General features: G+C 63.4%; 16 protein-coding genes. 8 read left to right on the top strand and 8 right to left on the bottom strand.

Annotated elements, in window-relative coordinates; translation table 11 throughout:
* Window positions 1-8: 8 nt before the first annotated feature.
* A complete protein-coding gene (locus ACO06O_RS17840) occupies window positions 9-728 on the top strand; it encodes a haloacid dehalogenase type II (protein WP_421882857.1) in 720 nt (239 codons plus the stop codon).
* 62 nt (window positions 729-790) lie between these two features.
* Here the strand turns inward: ACO06O_RS17840 and ACO06O_RS17835 are convergent, their stop codons facing one another.
* Entirely contained in the window at window positions 791-1426 is a 636-nt protein-coding gene (locus tag ACO06O_RS17835; protein WP_421882855.1) for a LysE family translocator, read from the bottom strand.
* A gap of 117 nt (window positions 1427-1543) precedes the next feature.
* On the opposite strand from ACO06O_RS17835, the gene ACO06O_RS17830 reads away from it, so the two are divergent.
* Entirely contained in the window at window positions 1544-2269 is a 726-nt protein-coding gene (locus tag ACO06O_RS17830; protein WP_421882852.1) for a HugZ family protein, read from the top strand.
* Between the two features lie 252 nt (window positions 2270-2521).
* On the top strand, window positions 2522-4129 hold the full coding sequence (locus ACO06O_RS17825) for a phosphoenolpyruvate carboxykinase (protein ID WP_421882849.1): 1608 nt from the start codon (window positions 2522-2524) through the stop codon (window positions 4127-4129).
* Between the two features lie 68 nt (window positions 4130-4197).
* Here the strand turns inward: ACO06O_RS17825 and ACO06O_RS17820 are convergent, their stop codons facing one another.
* The 6 genes from ACO06O_RS17820 to ACO06O_RS17795 all read right to left on the bottom strand — a co-directional run bounded on the left by ACO06O_RS17820 (window position 4198) and on the right by ACO06O_RS17795 (window position 9408).
* The gene (locus ACO06O_RS17820; RefSeq protein ID WP_421882846.1) at window positions 4198-4944 is read right to left on the bottom strand and encodes a hypothetical protein; all 747 of its coding nucleotides are present in this window, start codon (window positions 4942-4944) and stop codon (window positions 4198-4200) included.
* A gap of 9 nt (window positions 4945-4953) precedes the next feature.
* Window positions 4954-5706, bottom strand: a complete 753-nt coding sequence (locus ACO06O_RS17815) for a hypothetical protein (protein WP_421882842.1) — start codon at window positions 5704-5706, stop codon at window positions 4954-4956.
* Between the two features lies 1 nt (window position 5707).
* Complete coding sequence (locus ACO06O_RS17810) at window positions 5708-6247, bottom strand: hypothetical protein (protein ID WP_421882839.1); 540 nt, start codon at window positions 6245-6247, stop codon at window positions 5708-5710.
* Between the two features lie 142 nt (window positions 6248-6389).
* Window positions 6390-7142, bottom strand: coding sequence for a hypothetical protein (locus tag ACO06O_RS17805; protein ID WP_421882837.1), 753 nt, complete (start codon window positions 7140-7142; stop codon window positions 6390-6392).
* 3 nt (window positions 7143-7145) lie between these two features.
* Window positions 7146-8486, bottom strand: coding sequence for a hypothetical protein (locus ACO06O_RS17800; protein ID WP_421882834.1), 1341 nt, complete (start codon window positions 8484-8486; stop codon window positions 7146-7148).
* A gap of 133 nt (window positions 8487-8619) precedes the next feature.
* Window positions 8620-9408 (bottom strand): tetratricopeptide repeat protein, encoded by a 789-nt coding sequence (locus tag ACO06O_RS17795; protein ID WP_421882831.1) that lies wholly within the window; start codon window positions 9406-9408, stop codon window positions 8620-8622.
* Between the two features lie 99 nt (window positions 9409-9507).
* On the opposite strand from ACO06O_RS17795, the gene ACO06O_RS17790 reads away from it, so the two are divergent.
* The 4 genes from ACO06O_RS17790 (at window position 9508) to ACO06O_RS17775 (ending at window position 14624) form a co-directional block, all read left to right on the top strand.
* Window positions 9508-10398, top strand: a complete 891-nt coding sequence (locus ACO06O_RS17790; protein ID WP_421882828.1) for an SDR family oxidoreductase — start codon at window positions 9508-9510, stop codon at window positions 10396-10398.
* Window positions 10399-10505: 107 nt separating this feature from the next.
* Window positions 10506-11705, top strand: a complete 1200-nt coding sequence (locus ACO06O_RS17785) for a hypothetical protein (protein ID WP_421882825.1) — start codon at window positions 10506-10508, stop codon at window positions 11703-11705.
* Between the two features lie 27 nt (window positions 11706-11732).
* Entirely contained in the window at window positions 11733-13661 is a 1929-nt protein-coding gene (locus ACO06O_RS17780; RefSeq protein WP_421882823.1) for a hypothetical protein, read from the top strand.
* 24 nt (window positions 13662-13685) lie between these two features.
* A complete protein-coding gene (locus tag ACO06O_RS17775) occupies window positions 13686-14624 on the top strand; it encodes a hypothetical protein (RefSeq protein ID WP_421882820.1) in 939 nt (312 codons plus the stop codon).
* 5 nt (window positions 14625-14629) lie between these two features.
* Here ACO06O_RS17775 and ACO06O_RS17770 read toward each other — a convergent pair whose 3' ends face one another.
* The gene (locus tag ACO06O_RS17770; protein WP_421882817.1) at window positions 14630-15445 is read right to left on the bottom strand and encodes an alpha/beta hydrolase; all 816 of its coding nucleotides are present in this window, start codon (window positions 15443-15445) and stop codon (window positions 14630-14632) included.
* Between the two features lie 47 nt (window positions 15446-15492).
* On the opposite strand from ACO06O_RS17770, the gene ACO06O_RS17765 reads away from it, so the two are divergent.
* A complete protein-coding gene (locus ACO06O_RS17765) occupies window positions 15493-16707 on the top strand; it encodes a glycosyltransferase family 4 protein (RefSeq protein WP_421882814.1) in 1215 nt (404 codons plus the stop codon).
* Window positions 16708-16709 lie beyond the last annotated feature (2 nt).

Here is a 16709-nt window from a genome sequence, read left to right as displayed (position 1 = left end):
GACCTCCGATGAAATTGACCGATTTCAAGGCGCTGACCTTCGACTGCTACGGCACGTTGATTGACTGGGAAAGCGGCGTTTACCTGGCGACCCAGGCGATGCGGACGGTCGGCAATCTGTCGATCTCCCGCGATGAACAACTGGAAGCCTTCGCCCGTCATGAATCCACGGTTCAGACCGAAACCCCGGCGGCACTGTACAGCGACGTCCTGACGGAAACCCATCGCCGCATGGCGGCCGATCTGGGCGTGAAGGGGCTGACCGAGGACGACCACCGCCGCTTTGGCGAGTCGGTCCCCTACTGGCCTGCCTTCGACGATTCCGCTTCGGCGCTGCGCCGGCTGAAGAAGCATTTCCAACTGGTCATCCTGTCCAACGTGCATCGCGCCGGGTTCGCCGCCAGCAACCGGCGTCTGGGCGTCGAATTCGACCACATCATCACCGCCCAGGATGTCGGCTCCTATAAACCGACGCCGCGCAATTACGAGGTGATGATCGAAGACATGGGCAAGCGGGGCATCGCGCCGTCCGAAATCCTGCACACGGCGGAAAGCCTGTATCACGACCATTGGCGGGCCGGTCAGTTCGGGCTCAGCCGCGCCTGGATCTATCGCCGCCACGGCCAGGAAGGGTTCGGCGCGACCCGCAAGCCGGAAATCGATGTCACGCCGGAATGGAAGTTCCACTCACTGGCCGAAATGGCCGACGCGGTCGAAGCGGAGGCGTAAGGCCCAGCTCCGGTGTGGCTGACTGTCCCGGCGCGGTTCCCTGTCCGCGCCGGGACTTTTGCTTAGCGCGACCCGGCGATCAGTTTGATCCCCGCCAAGCCGAAGGCGAGGCCCGTCACGCCCTCGATCCATCGGCGGAAGCGGGCATAGCCATCGATCATCCGACGTGTCGAAAAGACGATCGCATAGCCTTCGAACACGCAAATGCCCAGCAGCCAGCACCCGCCGACCACCGCGAAGGCCGCCCAGCCGGGCGCATCGGGCGTGATCGCAAGGGCAATGATGGCCAACCAGGCGAAAATCGATTTCGGATTGGTCAGGTGGATTGCCAGGCCGGTCGAGAAATAGCGGATATCGGACCGCCTTTCCGTCGTTTCCGACAGGGCGACCGGGCCGGAACGGGCGGCGGAACGCAGCGCCTTGAAGGCCAGCCAGAAGAGGTAGAGCCCACCCAGGATCCGGATGATCTCCGTGATCCCGGCATATTGCGCCAGCAAGGCGGACATGCCCGCGGCGGCGAGGCACCCCCAAGTGGCGGAGCCCAGGACGACCCCGCCCGCCAGGAACATCCCGGCGCGGCGCCCACGGCGCATGGCCGTGGTCATGATGGCCAGATTGGCCGGGCCCGGGCTGGCCGTGGCAATCAGATAGGCGCCATAGGCGATCAAAAGATCGGGCAAGAAAGCAAAAAAGGTCATGGATTGGTTCCGTCGGAGGCGGCGCGCGAACGGCGGTAAGACTACGCCTGTTGTTCCGCCCCTGACCAGCCCAATTCCGGCTTGGCGGGCGGGGGTGGGCCCGGCACACTCGCGCCCATGACCGATACGGACCTTTCCCCCGCCGCCGCCTGCCGCCGCTTGCTTCGACAAGCCGACCGGGCGACGCTTTCCACCCTTATGGCCGATGGATCCGGCCCCTATGGCTCGCTGGTTCTGATCGCCAGTTCGCCTGCCGGGGAGCCGCTGATGCTGTTGAGCGATCTCGCCGATCACACCCGGAACTTTGGTGCCGATCCGCGCGTCTCCCTGATGATCGACGGCACGGCCGGGCTCGACGACCCCCTCACTGGGGCGCGGGCCACGGTTCAGGGCCGGATCGAAAAGGTTGAGGACAATCTGTTGCGCACCCGCTATGTGCGGCGGCATCCATCGGCGCGGTTCTATGCGGGGTTCCGGGATTTCAACCTCTACCGCATCGTGCCGGAACGCGCGCATCTGGTGGCCGGATTCGGGCGCATCCATTGGGTCGAGGCGGGCGACGGTCTTCTGTATGGCGGGACGACCGAAACCCTGGCCCAGGCGGAGGCGGAGATCCTGGCCCATATGAACGCCGATCACCTGGATGCGATCGGGCTTTACGCCAACCGGCTGCTGGGTCGTGAGGGCGTCGGCTGGTTCATGACGGGCGTCGATCCGGAAGGGTGCGATCTGCGCCGGCAGGGCGCGATCGCGCGGCTGAATTTCGAGGGCGCGGCCGAGGATTCGGATGCGGTGCGCCGCGAACTTGTCGGATGCGTCAAACGGGCGCGGCAAATGGGCTGATTTGGTGCGGTGCAGCGCGGATTTTCAGGGATTCGCGACTCGCCAACACGGTGTGCAGCCGGTATAAACGACGCCCCGGCGGGCAGTAGAGACGTGCTGTCGCAACCGTTGGCCGCGCGCCGCCGGATTGGGTCGAAGAGTAGGCAATCGAAAGGCGCCGGAATGCCGGCTCGCCGCATCCCGTATCCGGCCCCGGATCGGCGGTGCATGATCGTTTAAGCGAGACCGGTAAGGCGCAACAAGGAGGAAACCTTGGCGTCCGAGAAAACTGTCACCCGCAGCTCTTATGGGCTGGGTAAGCACGGCGTCGTCAACACGGCGACGCAACACTGGAACCTGGGCGCGGAAGCGCTGTACGAAGCCACGGTGCGCCGCGGCCTCGGCACGGTGACGAAGGGCGGGGCGCTGGCCTGCCAGACCGGCAAGTATACGGGCCGGTCGCCGAACGATAAGTTCATTCTCGAAGAGCCGAAAACCAAGGAATCGATCTGGTGGGGCAAGGTCAACCGGCCGATCAGCCAGGATCGTTTCGATCGCCTGCACACGATGCTCTCGGTCTATCTGCAGAACCGGGATCTCTATATCCAGGATCTCTATGCCGGGGCCGATCCCGCGCACCGCATCAAGGTGCGCGTCGTGTCGGAAAGCCCATGGCATGCGCTGTTCGCGCGCAACATGTTCATCCGCCCGCCTGCCGAAGACCTGGCGAATTTCGTTCCGGACGCGACGATTCTGCACGCGCCCTTCATGAACGCGGTGCCGGAACGCGACGGCACGAATTCCGAATGCTTCGTCCTGGCCGACCTGGCGCGTAAGCTGGTGCTGATCGGCGGCACGCAATATGCGGGCGAGATCAAGAAATCCGTCTTCGGCATGATGAACTACATCCTGCCGGAAAAGGGCGTCCTGCCGATGCACTGCTCCGCCAATATCGGCCAGCAGGGCGATGTCGCGGTCTTCTTCGGCCTCAGCGGCACCGGCAAGACCACGCTGTCGGCCGACGGCACGCGTACCCTGATCGGCGATGACGAACATGGCTGGTCGGACAATGGCGTCTTCAATTTCGAAGGCGGCTGCTATGCCAAGGTCATCAATCTGAGCCAGGAAGCAGAGCCGGAAATCTACGCCACGACCCGGCGTTTCGGCACGATCCTGGAAAACGTCGTGTTCGATCCGTTCACCCGCGAAGTCGACCTGTTCGACGGTTCGCTGGCGGAGAACACCCGCGCCTCCTATCCGATCGACTTCATTCCGAATGTCGAGCCGACGGGCATGGGCGGCCTGCCGAAGAACATCGTCATGCTGACCGCCGACGCGTTCGGCGTTCTGCCGCCGATTTCGGAGCTGACGCCGGATCAGGCGATGTATCACTTCCTCAGCGGCTATACGGCCCGCGTCGCCGGTACGGAACGCGGCGTCACCGAGCCGCAGGCGACCTTCTCGACCTGTTTCGGCGCGCCCTTCATGCCGCGTCATCCGACGGTCTATGCCAAGATGTTGGGTGAGAAGATGGCCAAGACCGGCGCCCGTTGCTGGCTGGTCAACACCGGCTGGTCCGGCGGCCAGTACGGTGTCGGCAAGCGTATGTCGATCCAGTACACCCGCGCCATGCTGCGTGCCGCGATCGAAGGCAAGCTGGCCTCCGTCGCCCGCGTTCAGGACCCGAATTTCGGCCTGCTGGTGCCGGAAAACTGCCCGGACGTGCCGAACGACGTGCTGCAGCCGAAGACGACCTGGTCCGACGGTTCCGCCTATGACGAAACCGCCCGCAATCTGCGCGGTCTGTTCCAGGACAATTTCAAGCAGTTCGAAACCGATGTGTCCGACGACATCAAGAAGGCCGGCATCTACGCCGCCTAATCTCTCTCGGACCTTTGATTTCACGCGATACGCCCGGACCTTCAGGTCCGGGCGTTTTGCATTATCGCTCAGTAATCCAGATCGAGCATTTCCGGCAAAGGGTCCCAACCGGAAAATTTGCACATGCCGAGGATGATCGATTTCATCGGCAGATTCGGCCGCCAGAGATCGTTTCCATGCAAGAGGAGAAACCGATTGTAGAAAGCCTCTTTCAAGGTGCTTTCTCCACCGGCCAATTCATAGGCACGATCTATCAAATCGGGCTCTCCGCCGCATACAAAGAAACTGTCCGTGCTGCCATAGAGCCCCCAGTGCCCGTCGCGTGAAAACGCGTAGCCCGCGCCGAGGATGAAGGCAGGCTGCTGCGAATACGCGAAGGCACATGCTGCTTCCAACGGCGGTGAGGTCACCGCGCCGTACATGGAATGATCCAGTGAATCCAGATTGTCCGTGTCTGCATCCGGCAATTGGCGTCCCATATGAATGATCTCGTCAACTTCCCGTTCCGCCAGAGCGTCGAATAACGGCCTTAACGGTTCCCAATCCGTTGTCTCCGGTTTCAGGAAATGAACATCCCTCGGATCATCCTCTCCCAGAGGAGACACCGACAGGCCGCCGCTCCAGGGATCGCTTAATCCCGCGAACGCTTTCCATTCCGGGTTCCGGAAAAGCTCCGGCCCGGGATCCAGGTTTACGAAGCTTTCCGGGTTGCCGTAGGGAACGAAAATACGGTTCAGGACAGGCCGGAACAGCCGGTCTGTTTCCCGCTGGGAGTAGCGCCGATGGTAGTATCCCCGGCAATGCATCACGTCCATAAGGGACTCCTATTCAAATCGTATCTTGAACACGATCCCGCCATCGCTGCGCCGATACAGGGAAAACTCGTTTGTCGGCTTGTTTGTTCCCGACTCCGACCAGGTTCGGTAAGAGATTGAGTGCGTTCCATCCGCGCCGTCACCGTCCAGTGGGTGCCACCAAAGCTGTAGCCGTTCTCCCGGATTACCATGGTGCGCAGCATTGGCCGGGTCGCCGCCATCAGCGCGGATGATTTCCTCGAACAGTCGGCGGGCGTCTTCCAGCGGTGCCGATCCCTTCGATACCGTGATCTCACTATATTTTCCATTCGTCCCCGTTTCGGTCGTCAGCCGTCCGCCGTCGGTCGCCATCCGCAGCAAGCGGCGTATGGCCTCGTTCGGAACCTTATTCAAATGACCGCGCAGCTTCCCGATTTTCTGCCGCCGTGAGTTCGACACGTCAATGTTGTAGTAGTTGCCGTTGCTATCCTCAATGCGGAGGATTGTGCCTTGCGGCAAGGTTCCGGATTGGTCTTCCGAAGGGGGTGTCGGGGCGCCGTCCGCCGGGCCGGTTCTGTCCGGGAAAACCAGCGAGAACCCTTCACCCAGACCGGATTGATCTGGGAAAGTCTCGATACTTGGCGCGGTCGGTTTCTCCGGGAAGACCTCGATATGGCCTCCGGGCCGATGCTCTGGAAAGGTCTCCATTCCCTCGCTGCGCGGGTCGCCGCCCAGCGCGCCGTCGATGCTGCGGGAAAGCGTGTCGCGCGTATCGTCGTCCATGCTAGAGTCCGAGGGCGGCCAAGCCGGCTGCGGCGGCTTCGGCGGCTGGGATTGCAAGCGGCCCGAGGGCGACCTGAACCGAACCATCGGGATCGTTCTTTGCGCTTTCATCCGCCTGGTTCGACGGCGCGCCAGACCCGCTTTTTTCGAAAGGCGCAACAGCCGGTCCCATCGCATTGGGCGAGGCGGGTGGCCCGCCTTTTCCGTCGCCGGATGGGGCCGACAGCGGCATGGCCAAATCGCCCGCCTGCTGCTTCATTTCGCGCAAGGACAGGGCCGGGCGTTCGTCGCGGCCCCAACTGCCCGGCGCGCGTTGACCGGGATAGGCGGCTTGCCACAACCGGCCGATCCGGTCGCGATAGGCGTCGGATTCCGGACCACGCCGGGTATAGCGCGGATCGCGCATCATGCCGGTCAGGAACCGGTCGATTTCAGACGTCGGATCTTGTTCTCCGCCGAACCAATCCGAGTCTCGATTGGGCAGAGGCCTTTTTCGGACCATGTCGTTGCGCGGGCGCGATGAAGGCTGATGAATACGCATTAATTTATTCCTCTTTTGTTCAGTTTTCTGAAGTTGACTGCCAAAATGACTTTTGTCGGTGTCCGGTTTTTGATGGCGCTGCGTTCCAGGGGGCGGGCGATATCTGTCCCCGCCTACCCTGGTATGAAAAGCGGAATAGAAGCTATGTCCTGGCCAGCAAGGCGGGCGTCGGCTCCCAGCCCGCCAAACCGCAGAGTGTCAGAAGGAATTCCTTTCCTGGCATGCCAGGGCTGTAGGGAACCCTAGGGGCAGCGCTGAAGAAGCATGCCTTCAGAAATTCCTCGCCACCGGCATTGTCGATGTAGCGCGCCATGAGATCCGGTTCGCCGCCGATAACGGTGAAATCGTCCGTATCGCCGTAAATGCCCCACCGCCCGTCGCGGGAGAAGATCACGCCGTCCACGATGATGTGACAGGGCTCCTGATAATGCGGGACGGGCAGCATATCCGCGGCGGGCGGTGTTGTGATGGCGCCCTTGTAGACTAGTTGGCCTTTCCGATCCCTATCCAGAAGGTCGGCCGTTTCGTCCAGGCCCGGCTCACGCGGGATGCTCATATGCACAATCTCGTCGATTTCGAATTCGACAAGCGTCCGCATGAGGGGGCGCAAGGGCTCCCATTCCTTGGTTTCAGGGTTCCAGAAATTCTCGTCCTTCGGACCCGGTTCCTCGGTCGGACGACTAATCAGGCAGCCCCACCAGGGGCCGGGAATGCTGACGACCGTCTTCCAGTCCGATTGCCGGAACACCGCCGACGCGGAGTCTCGGCCGCCAAGGAGAGACCGTTTATCGTCCGCCGGCAGAAAGATGCGATTGAACACCGGCAAGAAAATGTCTGCCGCCTCCCGCTGGGTGTAGCGGCGGTAGAAATCCTGGCCATATTCCTTTACGTCCATGATCTACTCCAAATCTGACTCTTGTCTCTCATAGCGGATTTTTAGAACAGTCTGATGGTTCTTGATCCGGGATAGGACAATTTCGTTGGTGGTGTCCGCGCTCTTCGAACTGCCCATGGAGCGGAACGTTATCGTGATGCCCGAATCCGGGCTGTCCCCGTCGATATTGTAAATTCGAACCCATATGTCGCTGTCGGGACCACCAATATCCTCAGTGGCCGGGTCCCCGCCATCCGCCCGGATCAATTCTTCGAATTCCCGGATGGCCTGCTTGATCGGTTCCCCCTCCGTCGTCTTGGTCAGGTTGCTCATTTTTCGGTTGGCGCCTGAATCCGTTGAAAGCCGGCTTCCATCCGTGATCTTCATCAAGAGCCTGCGGACTGCTTCAGTCGGCGCCGCATTGAGATGACCCTTCAGGCGCCCCATTTCCTTGGGTCGGGCACCGGATACGTCGATACCGTAACGGGTGCCCGATTGGTCCTCGATACGCAGGATCGTGCCGTCGGGCAGATATCCCGTCTGATCCTCGAACGGCGGCACGCCGGCCTTGGCCGCCAATTCGCGGCCATCGGGGAACACCAGGACAAGGTCGTCCGGATCGCCGGAAAGGTCCGGAAACACCTCGGCATCGTCCATATCCGGCGGATCGGCTGGAAAGGTTTCCACCGTGCCCTCCGGACTATCCGCCGGGTAGGTCTCCATTCCTTCGCGGCGCGGGTCTCCGCCCAGCGCACCGTCGATGCTGCGGGAAAGCGAGTCGCGCGTATCGTCGTCCATGCCATAGAGCCCGAGGGCGGCCAAGCCGGCTGCGGCAGCCCCGGCGGCCGGGATCGCAAGCGGTCCCAGCGCAACCTGAACCGAGCCGTCGGCTTTGCTCTTTGCGCTGTTATCTGCCTGGGGCGACGGCCTTCCGGCTCCGCCCTTGTCGAAAGGCGCAGCGGCCGCCCCCATTGCCTCGGGCGGGGCAGGCGTCCCGCCAATTCCATCGCCGGACGGGGCCGAAGCTGGCACAACCAAATCGCCCGCCTGCTGCTTCATCTCCCGCAAGGACAGGGCCGGGCGTTCGTCGCGGCCCCAACTGCCCGGTGCACGCTGTCCGGGATAGGCGGCTTGCCACAACTGGCCGATCCGGTCGCGATAGGCGTCGGATTCAGGACCGCGCAGGACATAGCGCGGGTCGCGCATCATGCCGGTCAGGAACCGGTCGATGCCATCGGGGTCGGTATCGGGATCGTCGAAAACCGGAACCATGACCGGGCCAGGGAACTCTTCGGATCGCTTGGGCAGTCGCTGGGTGCGGGGAGTCCCCACGGGCCGGGCTCGGCCGATTGTGTGGTAAAGCATAATTGTTTCCGTTTTGTTCAAAAATTAAAAAGAGTATGTCGGGAGGCACCTTCGCCAATCCGATCTTCGTACATAATATGTTCCGCACGCCTTTGGTGCAATAAGAATCGGGAAATCGTCTTTTCGGGGTGCCTTACTGCGCGGCGGGCGCGACGTCGAGAAGTTCCAGATTCCGGCGGGCATCGTCCGCGGCGGGACGGCCGTCATGTTCCTCGATCAGTTTTAGCCAGTCGTGCCGGGCGGCTTCCTTGTTCCCGGCAAGACGGTGCAGGATTCCGCGCTCCAGAAGCGCTTCCGGATGAGACGGGTCCAGGTCCAACGCCCGGTTCGCATCCTCCAGGGCGAGGTCGTTCGCCTCGACGAAACGATAGGCGCTGGCCCGCATGGTGAAGGCGTTGGGGTCGGTCGGGTCCAATTCGATCGCGCGGTTCAAATCGTCGATACATTCCCAGAACCGGTCCATCTGGCCCAGGACAAGGGCCCGGTCGACCAGGATCATCACCCGATCCGGAGTCAGTTCCAGGGCGGCGGACTGAACACTGTAGGCGCGTTCCAGATTGCCGGCCTCCATCCAGGCGATCCCGGAATGGGCCAGGATATCGGCGACGATTTCCTTCGGCGCGTCGTCCGGCATCTGCTGCGCCAATTCTTCCAGCCGCGCGGCGGCCTCCTGATAATGGCCCAGCATCATCAGCGCGACCGCGGCGCAGTGCCTGGCCGGTGTCCCGCCACCCATATCCTGCCAGCCGAGCGCCAGTTCGAACGCTTCCGACGGGTCGATCCGCGTCTGCTGCATACAGGAACGGTATTGCTGTTCGTCGACAGTGCCCAAGGTCTGGGCCCGCGCCGACGCGCCCGCTAAAATCGCGATGGGCAGCAGCAGAAGAAGTAGGAGGTGGACTGGTTGAAGCCGGTTGTGCATACCCCTAAATTCGACGCCGCGACCCGCCGACGCAAGCCCAACTCGCCGCGCCGGATGCAATTTTCTCCCATGCCCGCCAATCCGCTCCAGGAGACGCAGATGACCGATGCCGAACCGCCGAAACCCCATCTTTTCATTTTCGGCTATGGCTATTGCGCCGAGGCGCTGGCGGAAAGTTTGGTTCACGAGGGTTGGAGCGTCTCCGCCACCTGCCGCGAAGCGGACAAACAGGACCGGTTGCGCCGGTCCGGGATCGATGCGCATCTGTTCGACCGGGACCGGGCCCTGGACGCGGCCGGCCGGGCGGCGCTGAGGCAGGCCGACCATTTGCTCAGTTCCGTGCCGCCGGATGCGGCGGGAGATCCGGTGATCGACGCCCATGCGGCGGATATTCGCGACGGCGCGCCTTATGCCTGGATCGGCTATCTGTCGACGACCGGGGTTTACGGCAACCGGGACGGGGGGGAAGTCGACGAGACCTCCGCCCTGACGCCCAGTGGGGAGCGCGGCCAGCGGCGGGTCGACGCGGAAGCCGCCTGGTTCGGTCTGGCTGCCGCCGGACCGGTGCACAGTTTCCGCCTGGCCGGAATCTATGGTCCCGGCCGGAACGCGCTGGAAACGGTCCGTCAGGGCCGTGCGCGCCGCGTGGTGAAGCCGGGTCAGGTCTTCAGCCGGATCCACCGCGACGACGTGGTCGCCATTCTGCGCGCCTCGATCGCGCGCCCGAATGCCGGGGCGGCCTATAATTGCTGCGACGACAACCCGGCCCCGCCGCAGGACGTGATCGCCCTTGCCTGCGAATTGCTGGGGGTGGAACCGCCGCCGGAAGTGCCTTTCGACAAGGCGGAACTGTCGCCCATGGCACGCAGCTTCTATTCCGATAACAAGCTGGTGTCGAATGCGCGCATCAAGCAGGAACTGGGAGTAAAGCTGGGTTGGCCGGACTACCGTAACGCCCTAAAATCGTTGCTTGACCGAGAAAACACGTAACTTTTGCGAATATTTTGATTCGTATTCTACATTTTTCACGTTAAGATTGTCCTCGGATTGAAGTGGCCGTTCTGGCGGACGGCTGCGAAATCCGGGGGAGAACTATCGTGGAACTTCTCGACGCCGCATTGGCGCTGGTCCTGACGCTTGGGGCGTTGGGCACAATCGTTACCATGCTCATGGAACTCATTTTCCGCGTTTTCTGCATAAGGGCGCGGTTTCTGAAAACCATGATCCAGGATTATGTCCTGCCGGAAGTCCTGAACATTCCCATAGTCAAGACAGCCTTCGCCGCCGCAACGGGCGCAGCGCCGACCGAAGAGACAGCCAAGGCCGCCGAACGCAAGCTGGTCGAAGCGATCATCGGCAATCCGGCCGAGAAGGTGTCCCTCGAAAGACGCATTATCGGTCCGGGCGGGGCCTATGAACGGATTACCCTGGAACATTTCCTGTCCCGCTTGATCGAAGAAACCGGGTTGCGGGGCCGGATCGATACGGCGCGCGCGGAGGTGCGGGCGGCTTTGGTCGAGTCGGCACGCATCTTCGACAAGATGTCGGGGGCCACGGTCACCAGTTTCGCAACGCGCGCCCGGGGATGGTCGCTGGTCATCGGCATCATTCTGGCGTTCGCGGCGAATGTTGACGGATTGCGCCTGTTCGAGACCTACCGCGACAGTCCGGAAACGGCGCTGGCGATCATCGCCGATCAAGACGATCTGGCAGCGGCCGATGCCGCCGCGACGGACTCCTTCCGCGCTGCACTCGCCCTGGAGGCGGAGGTCAGGGCGCTGGAAGAGAAGTATCGAAGCGCGAATGAGACCGAAAAGGCAGCCGCCAGGGAAGCGCTGGTGGCGAAGCAGCAGGAACTTGCGAAACTGGCCGATCCGGAAGCGATGCGCCAATTGCTGGCTGGATCCGCGGATATCCTGAAAAACCTTCAGGATCGAAATCTGCCGATCGGTTGGCAGCAGTTTCCGTATTGCCAGAAGGCCGGGGCGGCGGCGGACGCGTTGTGTGGGTCCGACCAGGGTCCGGATTATGTCTTCTGGTTCTTCCGCGTGCTGGTGACGGGGCTGTTGATCGGTCTTGGCGGGCCCTTCTGGTTCGACGTCGCCAAGCGCCTGGCGGCTGTCCGCACGGTTATACGCGGCGGCAAGAAGGACCAGACCGGTCCACGCACGGGCGAGGATCCGGCGGGCAATGCCGCGCCGTTCAGCGCGATCCGCAACCAGGTCGATGGCGTGATCGACGCCTTCGCCGCGGGTGTCGGTGCCCGCCCCGCCTCGGTGCGCCGCTATCTCGACTGACCGGCCCGACAAGGAAAGGTATTCGCCATGGCTATTCCGATTTCGTTGATCGTTCTGGGATTCCAGGCGGCCTTGGAACTGGGCGAAGAGGGCCGATTGATCTATCGCGACAGTCTGCGCCGAAACGGCGCGGTCCTGCCGCCTCTGACCTATACCGGCGACGATGCCGGGGAGCGCGCCTATCAGGCGCTGCGCGGCGTCCAGGCGTCGCTTCCCGCCGCTGTCCTGTCCGAATTCGAGCAGCTTAAGGACACCTGGAACAACATCCCCGACAAATCCACGCCGGCGGGGCAGCGCATTGCCAATCGTCTGACCGGATTGGCAAGCCTTCACGTTGCTGATTTCCAGCAGTCGCTCGGATCGAACGATATACGCAATCAGGGTTGCTATGTCGTGCTGGTCAAGCAATGGGGCGACGCGGCGGAAGCCGAACCCTGGGCCGGACGGCTGGCGGTCAGACTGGCGCGATTGGGTCTCAGTTTCGTGGCCAACCAGCCGGGCGCGGTCGGGTTGGAAGGCAATGCCGCGCGCCTGGTCTCGTCGTTGGCGTTGAATCTGATCCCCCAGCTGGAGGAATTTCAGAACACATCCCAGCCGTTCGCTGAAAAGGCCTTCATGATCTTCAGTCAGGCCGGCTTGAGCGCGCTGCAATCGAATATCGACGAGATGATCGACGAGGATCATCTGCGCGACATGTCCAAATCCGTCCTGGTGCCGCTGGTCAAGGCATTCGAGGCGGATTCGCTGTCCGCCATAAAGGTGCGCGACCTGCTGCTTGGGCCGATGTCGGAGGCGGCCATCGGCGCGCTGATGCGCAATCAGGAAGCCTTCCTGGGGTCCAAATTCAAGACGTCTGCGGGCGATCCGGCGTCGGCGGGCTCGTTGATCGGCGAGTTGACCCGGTCGGTGCTGACGGCGCTTCAGGAGAACGGGCTGATCGACGATTTCGGCCGCGACGGGGCGTTGCGAATCTATAACGCGCTGTTGGACTTGGCGGCCGAGCGCCCGGAACTGTTCATCGACGCCGACGGCAAGATCCAGACCCTGGGCGAAAATGTCCTGGAGGCGCTGGCGACGCAGCTCCGCGCCGCGCCGCCGCCGTACAACAAGGCCGCGATCGGCGAGGTCGTGGCCGCCGCTGTCGATGCGGTCGGGCAGACCGCGCCGGTGTTGTTTGACCGGACCGGCGATTGGGGAACTCTGTCCAACGACCTTCTGACCCATCTCGTCCAGAACGTGACCGCCGGGCTCAGCGGCGCGCTGCGCGCGCAGGACGGGACGGACAAGGTGCTGGAGAAACTCTTCAGCAAGGATCAGGCTGCCGCTCTGGTTCATATCGCGGCGACCCGCTTTGCCGCGACGCCGGGCATGATTGCACCGGACGGGTCACCCGAACTGCAGGCCTTTATGGGTATCGTCGCGGCGTCGATCCGCGATTCCGGGGCGCCGATGCTGTCGGCGGAGGATTGGCTGAACGTGGCCGCGCTGTCGGCCGACGCCGTGGCCGCTAATCCCGGCCGCTTGATCGACATTTCCACCGGCAATGCCCAGACGGATCAGGTCCTGTATGGCGTCGTATCCGCCGTCATCGCCGGGGCGGCGGGCGATATGCGCAACGCCGCCGATGTCGCTGCGGGCCGCCGGTCCGGCAAAATCCTGTTCGGCGAAAGCCTGGCGGACGCCATCCATGTCGCGGTGAAGACCGCCGCCGGGAATGTCACGAAAGCGGCCGCGAATACGGCGGCGATCCGCGGCCTTATGGCCGCCCTGCAGGACTATGCCGCCGCCCATGTCGGATCGTTCGGGGAGCGGGAAATGCGCGAGGTCCTGCGGGACCTTCTGCCCTATGTCGTCCAATACGGCACGGTGCCGACCCTGACCGACGCCTTGATCGAATCCCTGATCAGCAGCGATTCGCCCCTGCCCGCGCCGACCGACACGGGCGGCGTGCAGTAAGCCAGCCGACAGGAGAACCGGACCATGCCACCGACCGTCCCGCCTCGCCGTATCGCCGCCTTGCTGCTCGCGATCGGCGTAACCCTGACGCTGGCCGCCTGCAACGAAGCCAAGCTTGCCAGCCTGGAAAACCGTTTCAGGGACGCGGCGGCGGAGGAGTTACGCTGTCTGCAGTCCCAGTCGGACGCCTCCGTCTCCGCGCTGGAAAAATTTTCCTGCGCGGCGCAACCGGAGCCGGTCTATCGTGCCATCGCCGAAGACTCGGCGGCGGCTCGCGAATCGACCTTGAACGACGACGATCTGAATCTGCAGCTCTGGTATATCCAGGCGCTGGCCGGGGCCAAGTCCAAGTCCGCGCTTTCCAGCGTCATCGGCGCTGCCGACGCGGCGAAGCAGCTCTGCGTTGGGGATCGCGCCACCCGGTTCGTCGCCGAATGCACCCTGATCCGCGTCGCCGCCGGCATGGCCTATCATGAAAGGCTTGCGCGCCTGTATCTCGAGTTCAAATCCTTTGCACGCCCTGAGGCGCGCGCGGAATTCACCCAAGCCGTCGCAGGGACAGAGGGCGACCGGCTGACGCAGGAATGGCTGCCGATCGTCAATAACTACAAGGCGACGACGGACGTTTTCACCACCATTCAGAACTCCCTGATCGGTACGGATACCGCCGTCACGACCATGAAGTCGAATTTGCAGGTCATGGCCGCCACGGCGAAAGGGACGCGGACCAATGTAATCGGCTTCTTGCGCGCGACTATGATCGGCTCGCGGGAGCCGGATGACAATGCGGGACACCCGGTATCGGTCTGTACTTGTGCGGCAGCGTCCTACGGCACCGATGCCGATTGCTACACGAAGCCGATTCCGGACGGCAATCCCGAGGAAATGCGCTGGCAGGGCCTCTATTATCAGCTTGCTTGCGCCCTGGAAGAAGGAAGGCGGGTCGATCTGACCCATTGGTAACCGGTTCAGCGCGCCGAGACGGATTCGACCGCGCGCCACAGACGGTCCAGATCGGGCGGGTCGGACAGGCGGTGGCCGCCGCCGTCGATGACGTCCAGGGTGACGCGGGTCGCCGCCAGATGCTCGGCGACCCGGCGCGCATGGTCCAGCGGCACGACCTCGTCGGCCGTGCCGTGCAGAATGTGAACCGGCCCCGACACCGCGATCTTCGGTCCGTCCAGGATTTCGTGCCGGGCGCTTTCCTCGATCAGCGCGCGGGTGATCGGGTAGGAATCCTCCTCAAATTCCGACGGGCGGTGCCAGACGCCGTCCTGGTCCAGGGCCTGACGGGCGGCCGCGTCCAGTTGCGGCAGCATCAGTCGGCGTGGGAAATCCGGCGCCGGCGCGATCAGAACCACACCCTGGATCCGTTCCGGCCGGTCGCGCGCCAGCAGCAGCGCCATCCAACCGCCCATGGAGGAACCGACGACAATCTGCGGTCCGTCGCAGACCCGGTCGAAGATCAGTCTCGCGTCGTCATACCAGTCGCCGATGGTCCCGTCCGCAAAGGCGCCGCCGCTTAAGCCGTGCCCCCGATAATCGAACCGTACGAAGCCGCGTCCGGTCTCGGCGCAACGCTGGGCCAGAAAGGCCGCCTTGCCGCCATCCATGTTGGAATGAAAGCCGCCGCAGAACAGGATTCCCGCATTTCCGCTGCTTTCGGCCGTCGGATCGCTTGCGTTGCGCGGGATATCCCGGTATGCGATCCTTGCTCGACCGGTGGTACCCGGTTCCGGTTGATCGAGCGTCTTGACGGTATCCAGGTGCGCGTTTTCGGACATGGATGGAGCGGATCCTTCGGGTGGCGACGGACTGACGAATTGTGACGATGGTACGCTCTAACACGGAAGACGACCCGACCGAAACCGCGCCGGCCGAAACCGCCGCGACACGGTATCGCGGTACGGTGCTGCAAGTCCTGCCGGCCCTGGTGACCGGCGGCGTCGAACGCGGCACGATCGACGTGGCACTGGCGTTGAAAAACGCGGGTTTCCGGGCGCTGGTCGCCTCTGCCGGCGGGCCGATGACCCGGGAACTGCACCGTGCCGAAATCGAGCATGTCGAGCTGCCGCTGGCGTCCAAGAACTATTTCACGATGCGCCGGAATGCCGACCGCCTGGAAGCGCTGATCCGCGACGAGGGCGTCGACATCGTTCATGCGCGCAGCCGCGCCCCGGCCTGGAGTGCGCTCTGGGCGACGCAGCGCACGGGCGCGCGGTTCGTGACCACGTTCCACGGCACCTATAATTTCAGCAACCCGCTGAAGCGGTACTACAATTCGGTCATGACTAAGGCCGACCGGGTGATCGCGATCAGCGAGTTCATCCGCCGCCATATCCATGACAATTACCGCCCGGACGGGACCAAGGTTCGGGTGATCCATCGCGGTATCGACATGGATCTGTATTCCGGCGAGAACGTCGCGGCGGAACGCCTGATCCGGCTGTCCGAACGCTGGCGCCTGCCGGACGGCGTGCCGATTGTCATGCTGCCGGGCCGCATGACGCGGTGGAAGGGTCAGACCCTGCTGCTGCGCGCGCTGGCAGAGATGACGCACCGTCCTGTGCGCTGCCTGCTGGTCGGCGACTCCCAGGGGCGCGACGCCTATGTCCGCGAGGTCGAGGATCTGGCCAAGCGCCTGAAGGTCGATCACATGGTCCATGCCGTCGGCGGCTGCGACGACATGCCCGCGGCGCTGAAACTGGCCGATATCGTGATTTCCGCCTCGACCGATCCGGAAGGGTTCGGCCGGGTCGCCGTCGAAGGCCAGGCGATGGGCCGCGTGGTGATCGCCCCCGCCCATGGCGCCGCGCCGGAGCAGATCGAGGATGGCGTGACCGGTTGGCTGTTCCGTCCGGGCGACGCGTTCGACCTGGCCAACAAGCTCGACCGCGCGCTGGATATGGGCGCCGAGGCGCGCATGGCAATGGGTCAGGCCGGGATCGAGAATGCCCGCAACCGCTTCACCAAGGCCGGGATGTGCGCGTCGACCTTGGACGTGTACCGGGAATTGCTGCAGGCGCCCGCCGCCAGCGCGGCCTAAGA

The organism is Pacificispira sp. (assembly GCF_965228185.1).
GTDB lineage: Bacteria > Pseudomonadota > Alphaproteobacteria > UBA8366 > Aestuariispiraceae > Pacificispira.
This window is presented reverse-complemented; position numbering and strand designations above follow the sequence as displayed.

Excerpts from the sequence above, each read along its gene's own strand:
- ACO06O_RS17805 (WP_421882837.1), bottom strand. The coding sequence starts at position 7,142 with ATGGACGTAAAGGAATATGGCCAGGATTTCTACCGCCGCTACACCCAG.
- ACO06O_RS17840 (WP_421882857.1), top strand. The coding sequence starts at position 9 with ATGAAATTGACCGATTTCAAGGCGCTGACCTTCGACTGCTACGGCACG.
- ACO06O_RS17810 (WP_421882839.1), bottom strand. The coding sequence starts at position 6,247 with ATGCGTATTCATCAGCCTTCATCGCGCCCGCGCAACGACATGGTCCGA.
- ACO06O_RS17790 (WP_421882828.1), top strand. The coding sequence starts at position 9,508 with ATGACCGATGCCGAACCGCCGAAACCCCATCTTTTCATTTTCGGCTAT.
- ACO06O_RS17820 (WP_421882846.1), bottom strand. The coding sequence starts at position 4,944 with ATGGACGTGATGCATTGCCGGGGATACTACCATCGGCGCTACTCCCAG.
- ACO06O_RS17780 (WP_421882823.1), top strand. The coding sequence starts at position 11,733 with ATGGCTATTCCGATTTCGTTGATCGTTCTGGGATTCCAGGCGGCCTTG.
- ACO06O_RS17835 (WP_421882855.1), bottom strand. The coding sequence starts at position 1,426 with ATGACCTTTTTTGCTTTCTTGCCCGATCTTTTGATCGCCTATGGCGCC.
- ACO06O_RS17815 (WP_421882842.1), bottom strand. The coding sequence starts at position 5,706 with ATGGACGACGATACGCGCGACACGCTTTCCCGCAGCATCGACGGCGCG.
- ACO06O_RS17830 (WP_421882852.1), top strand. The coding sequence starts at position 1,544 with ATGACCGATACGGACCTTTCCCCCGCCGCCGCCTGCCGCCGCTTGCTT.
- ACO06O_RS17775 (WP_421882820.1), top strand. The coding sequence starts at position 13,686 with ATGCCACCGACCGTCCCGCCTCGCCGTATCGCCGCCTTGCTGCTCGCG.
- ACO06O_RS17765 (WP_421882814.1), top strand. The coding sequence starts at position 15,493 with ATGGTACGCTCTAACACGGAAGACGACCCGACCGAAACCGCGCCGGCC.
- ACO06O_RS17770 (WP_421882817.1), bottom strand. The coding sequence starts at position 15,445 with ATGTCCGAAAACGCGCACCTGGATACCGTCAAGACGCTCGATCAACCG.
- ACO06O_RS17795 (WP_421882831.1), bottom strand. The coding sequence starts at position 9,408 with ATGCACAACCGGCTTCAACCAGTCCACCTCCTACTTCTTCTGCTGCTG.
- ACO06O_RS17800 (WP_421882834.1), bottom strand. The coding sequence starts at position 8,486 with ATGCTTTACCACACAATCGGCCGAGCCCGGCCCGTGGGGACTCCCCGC.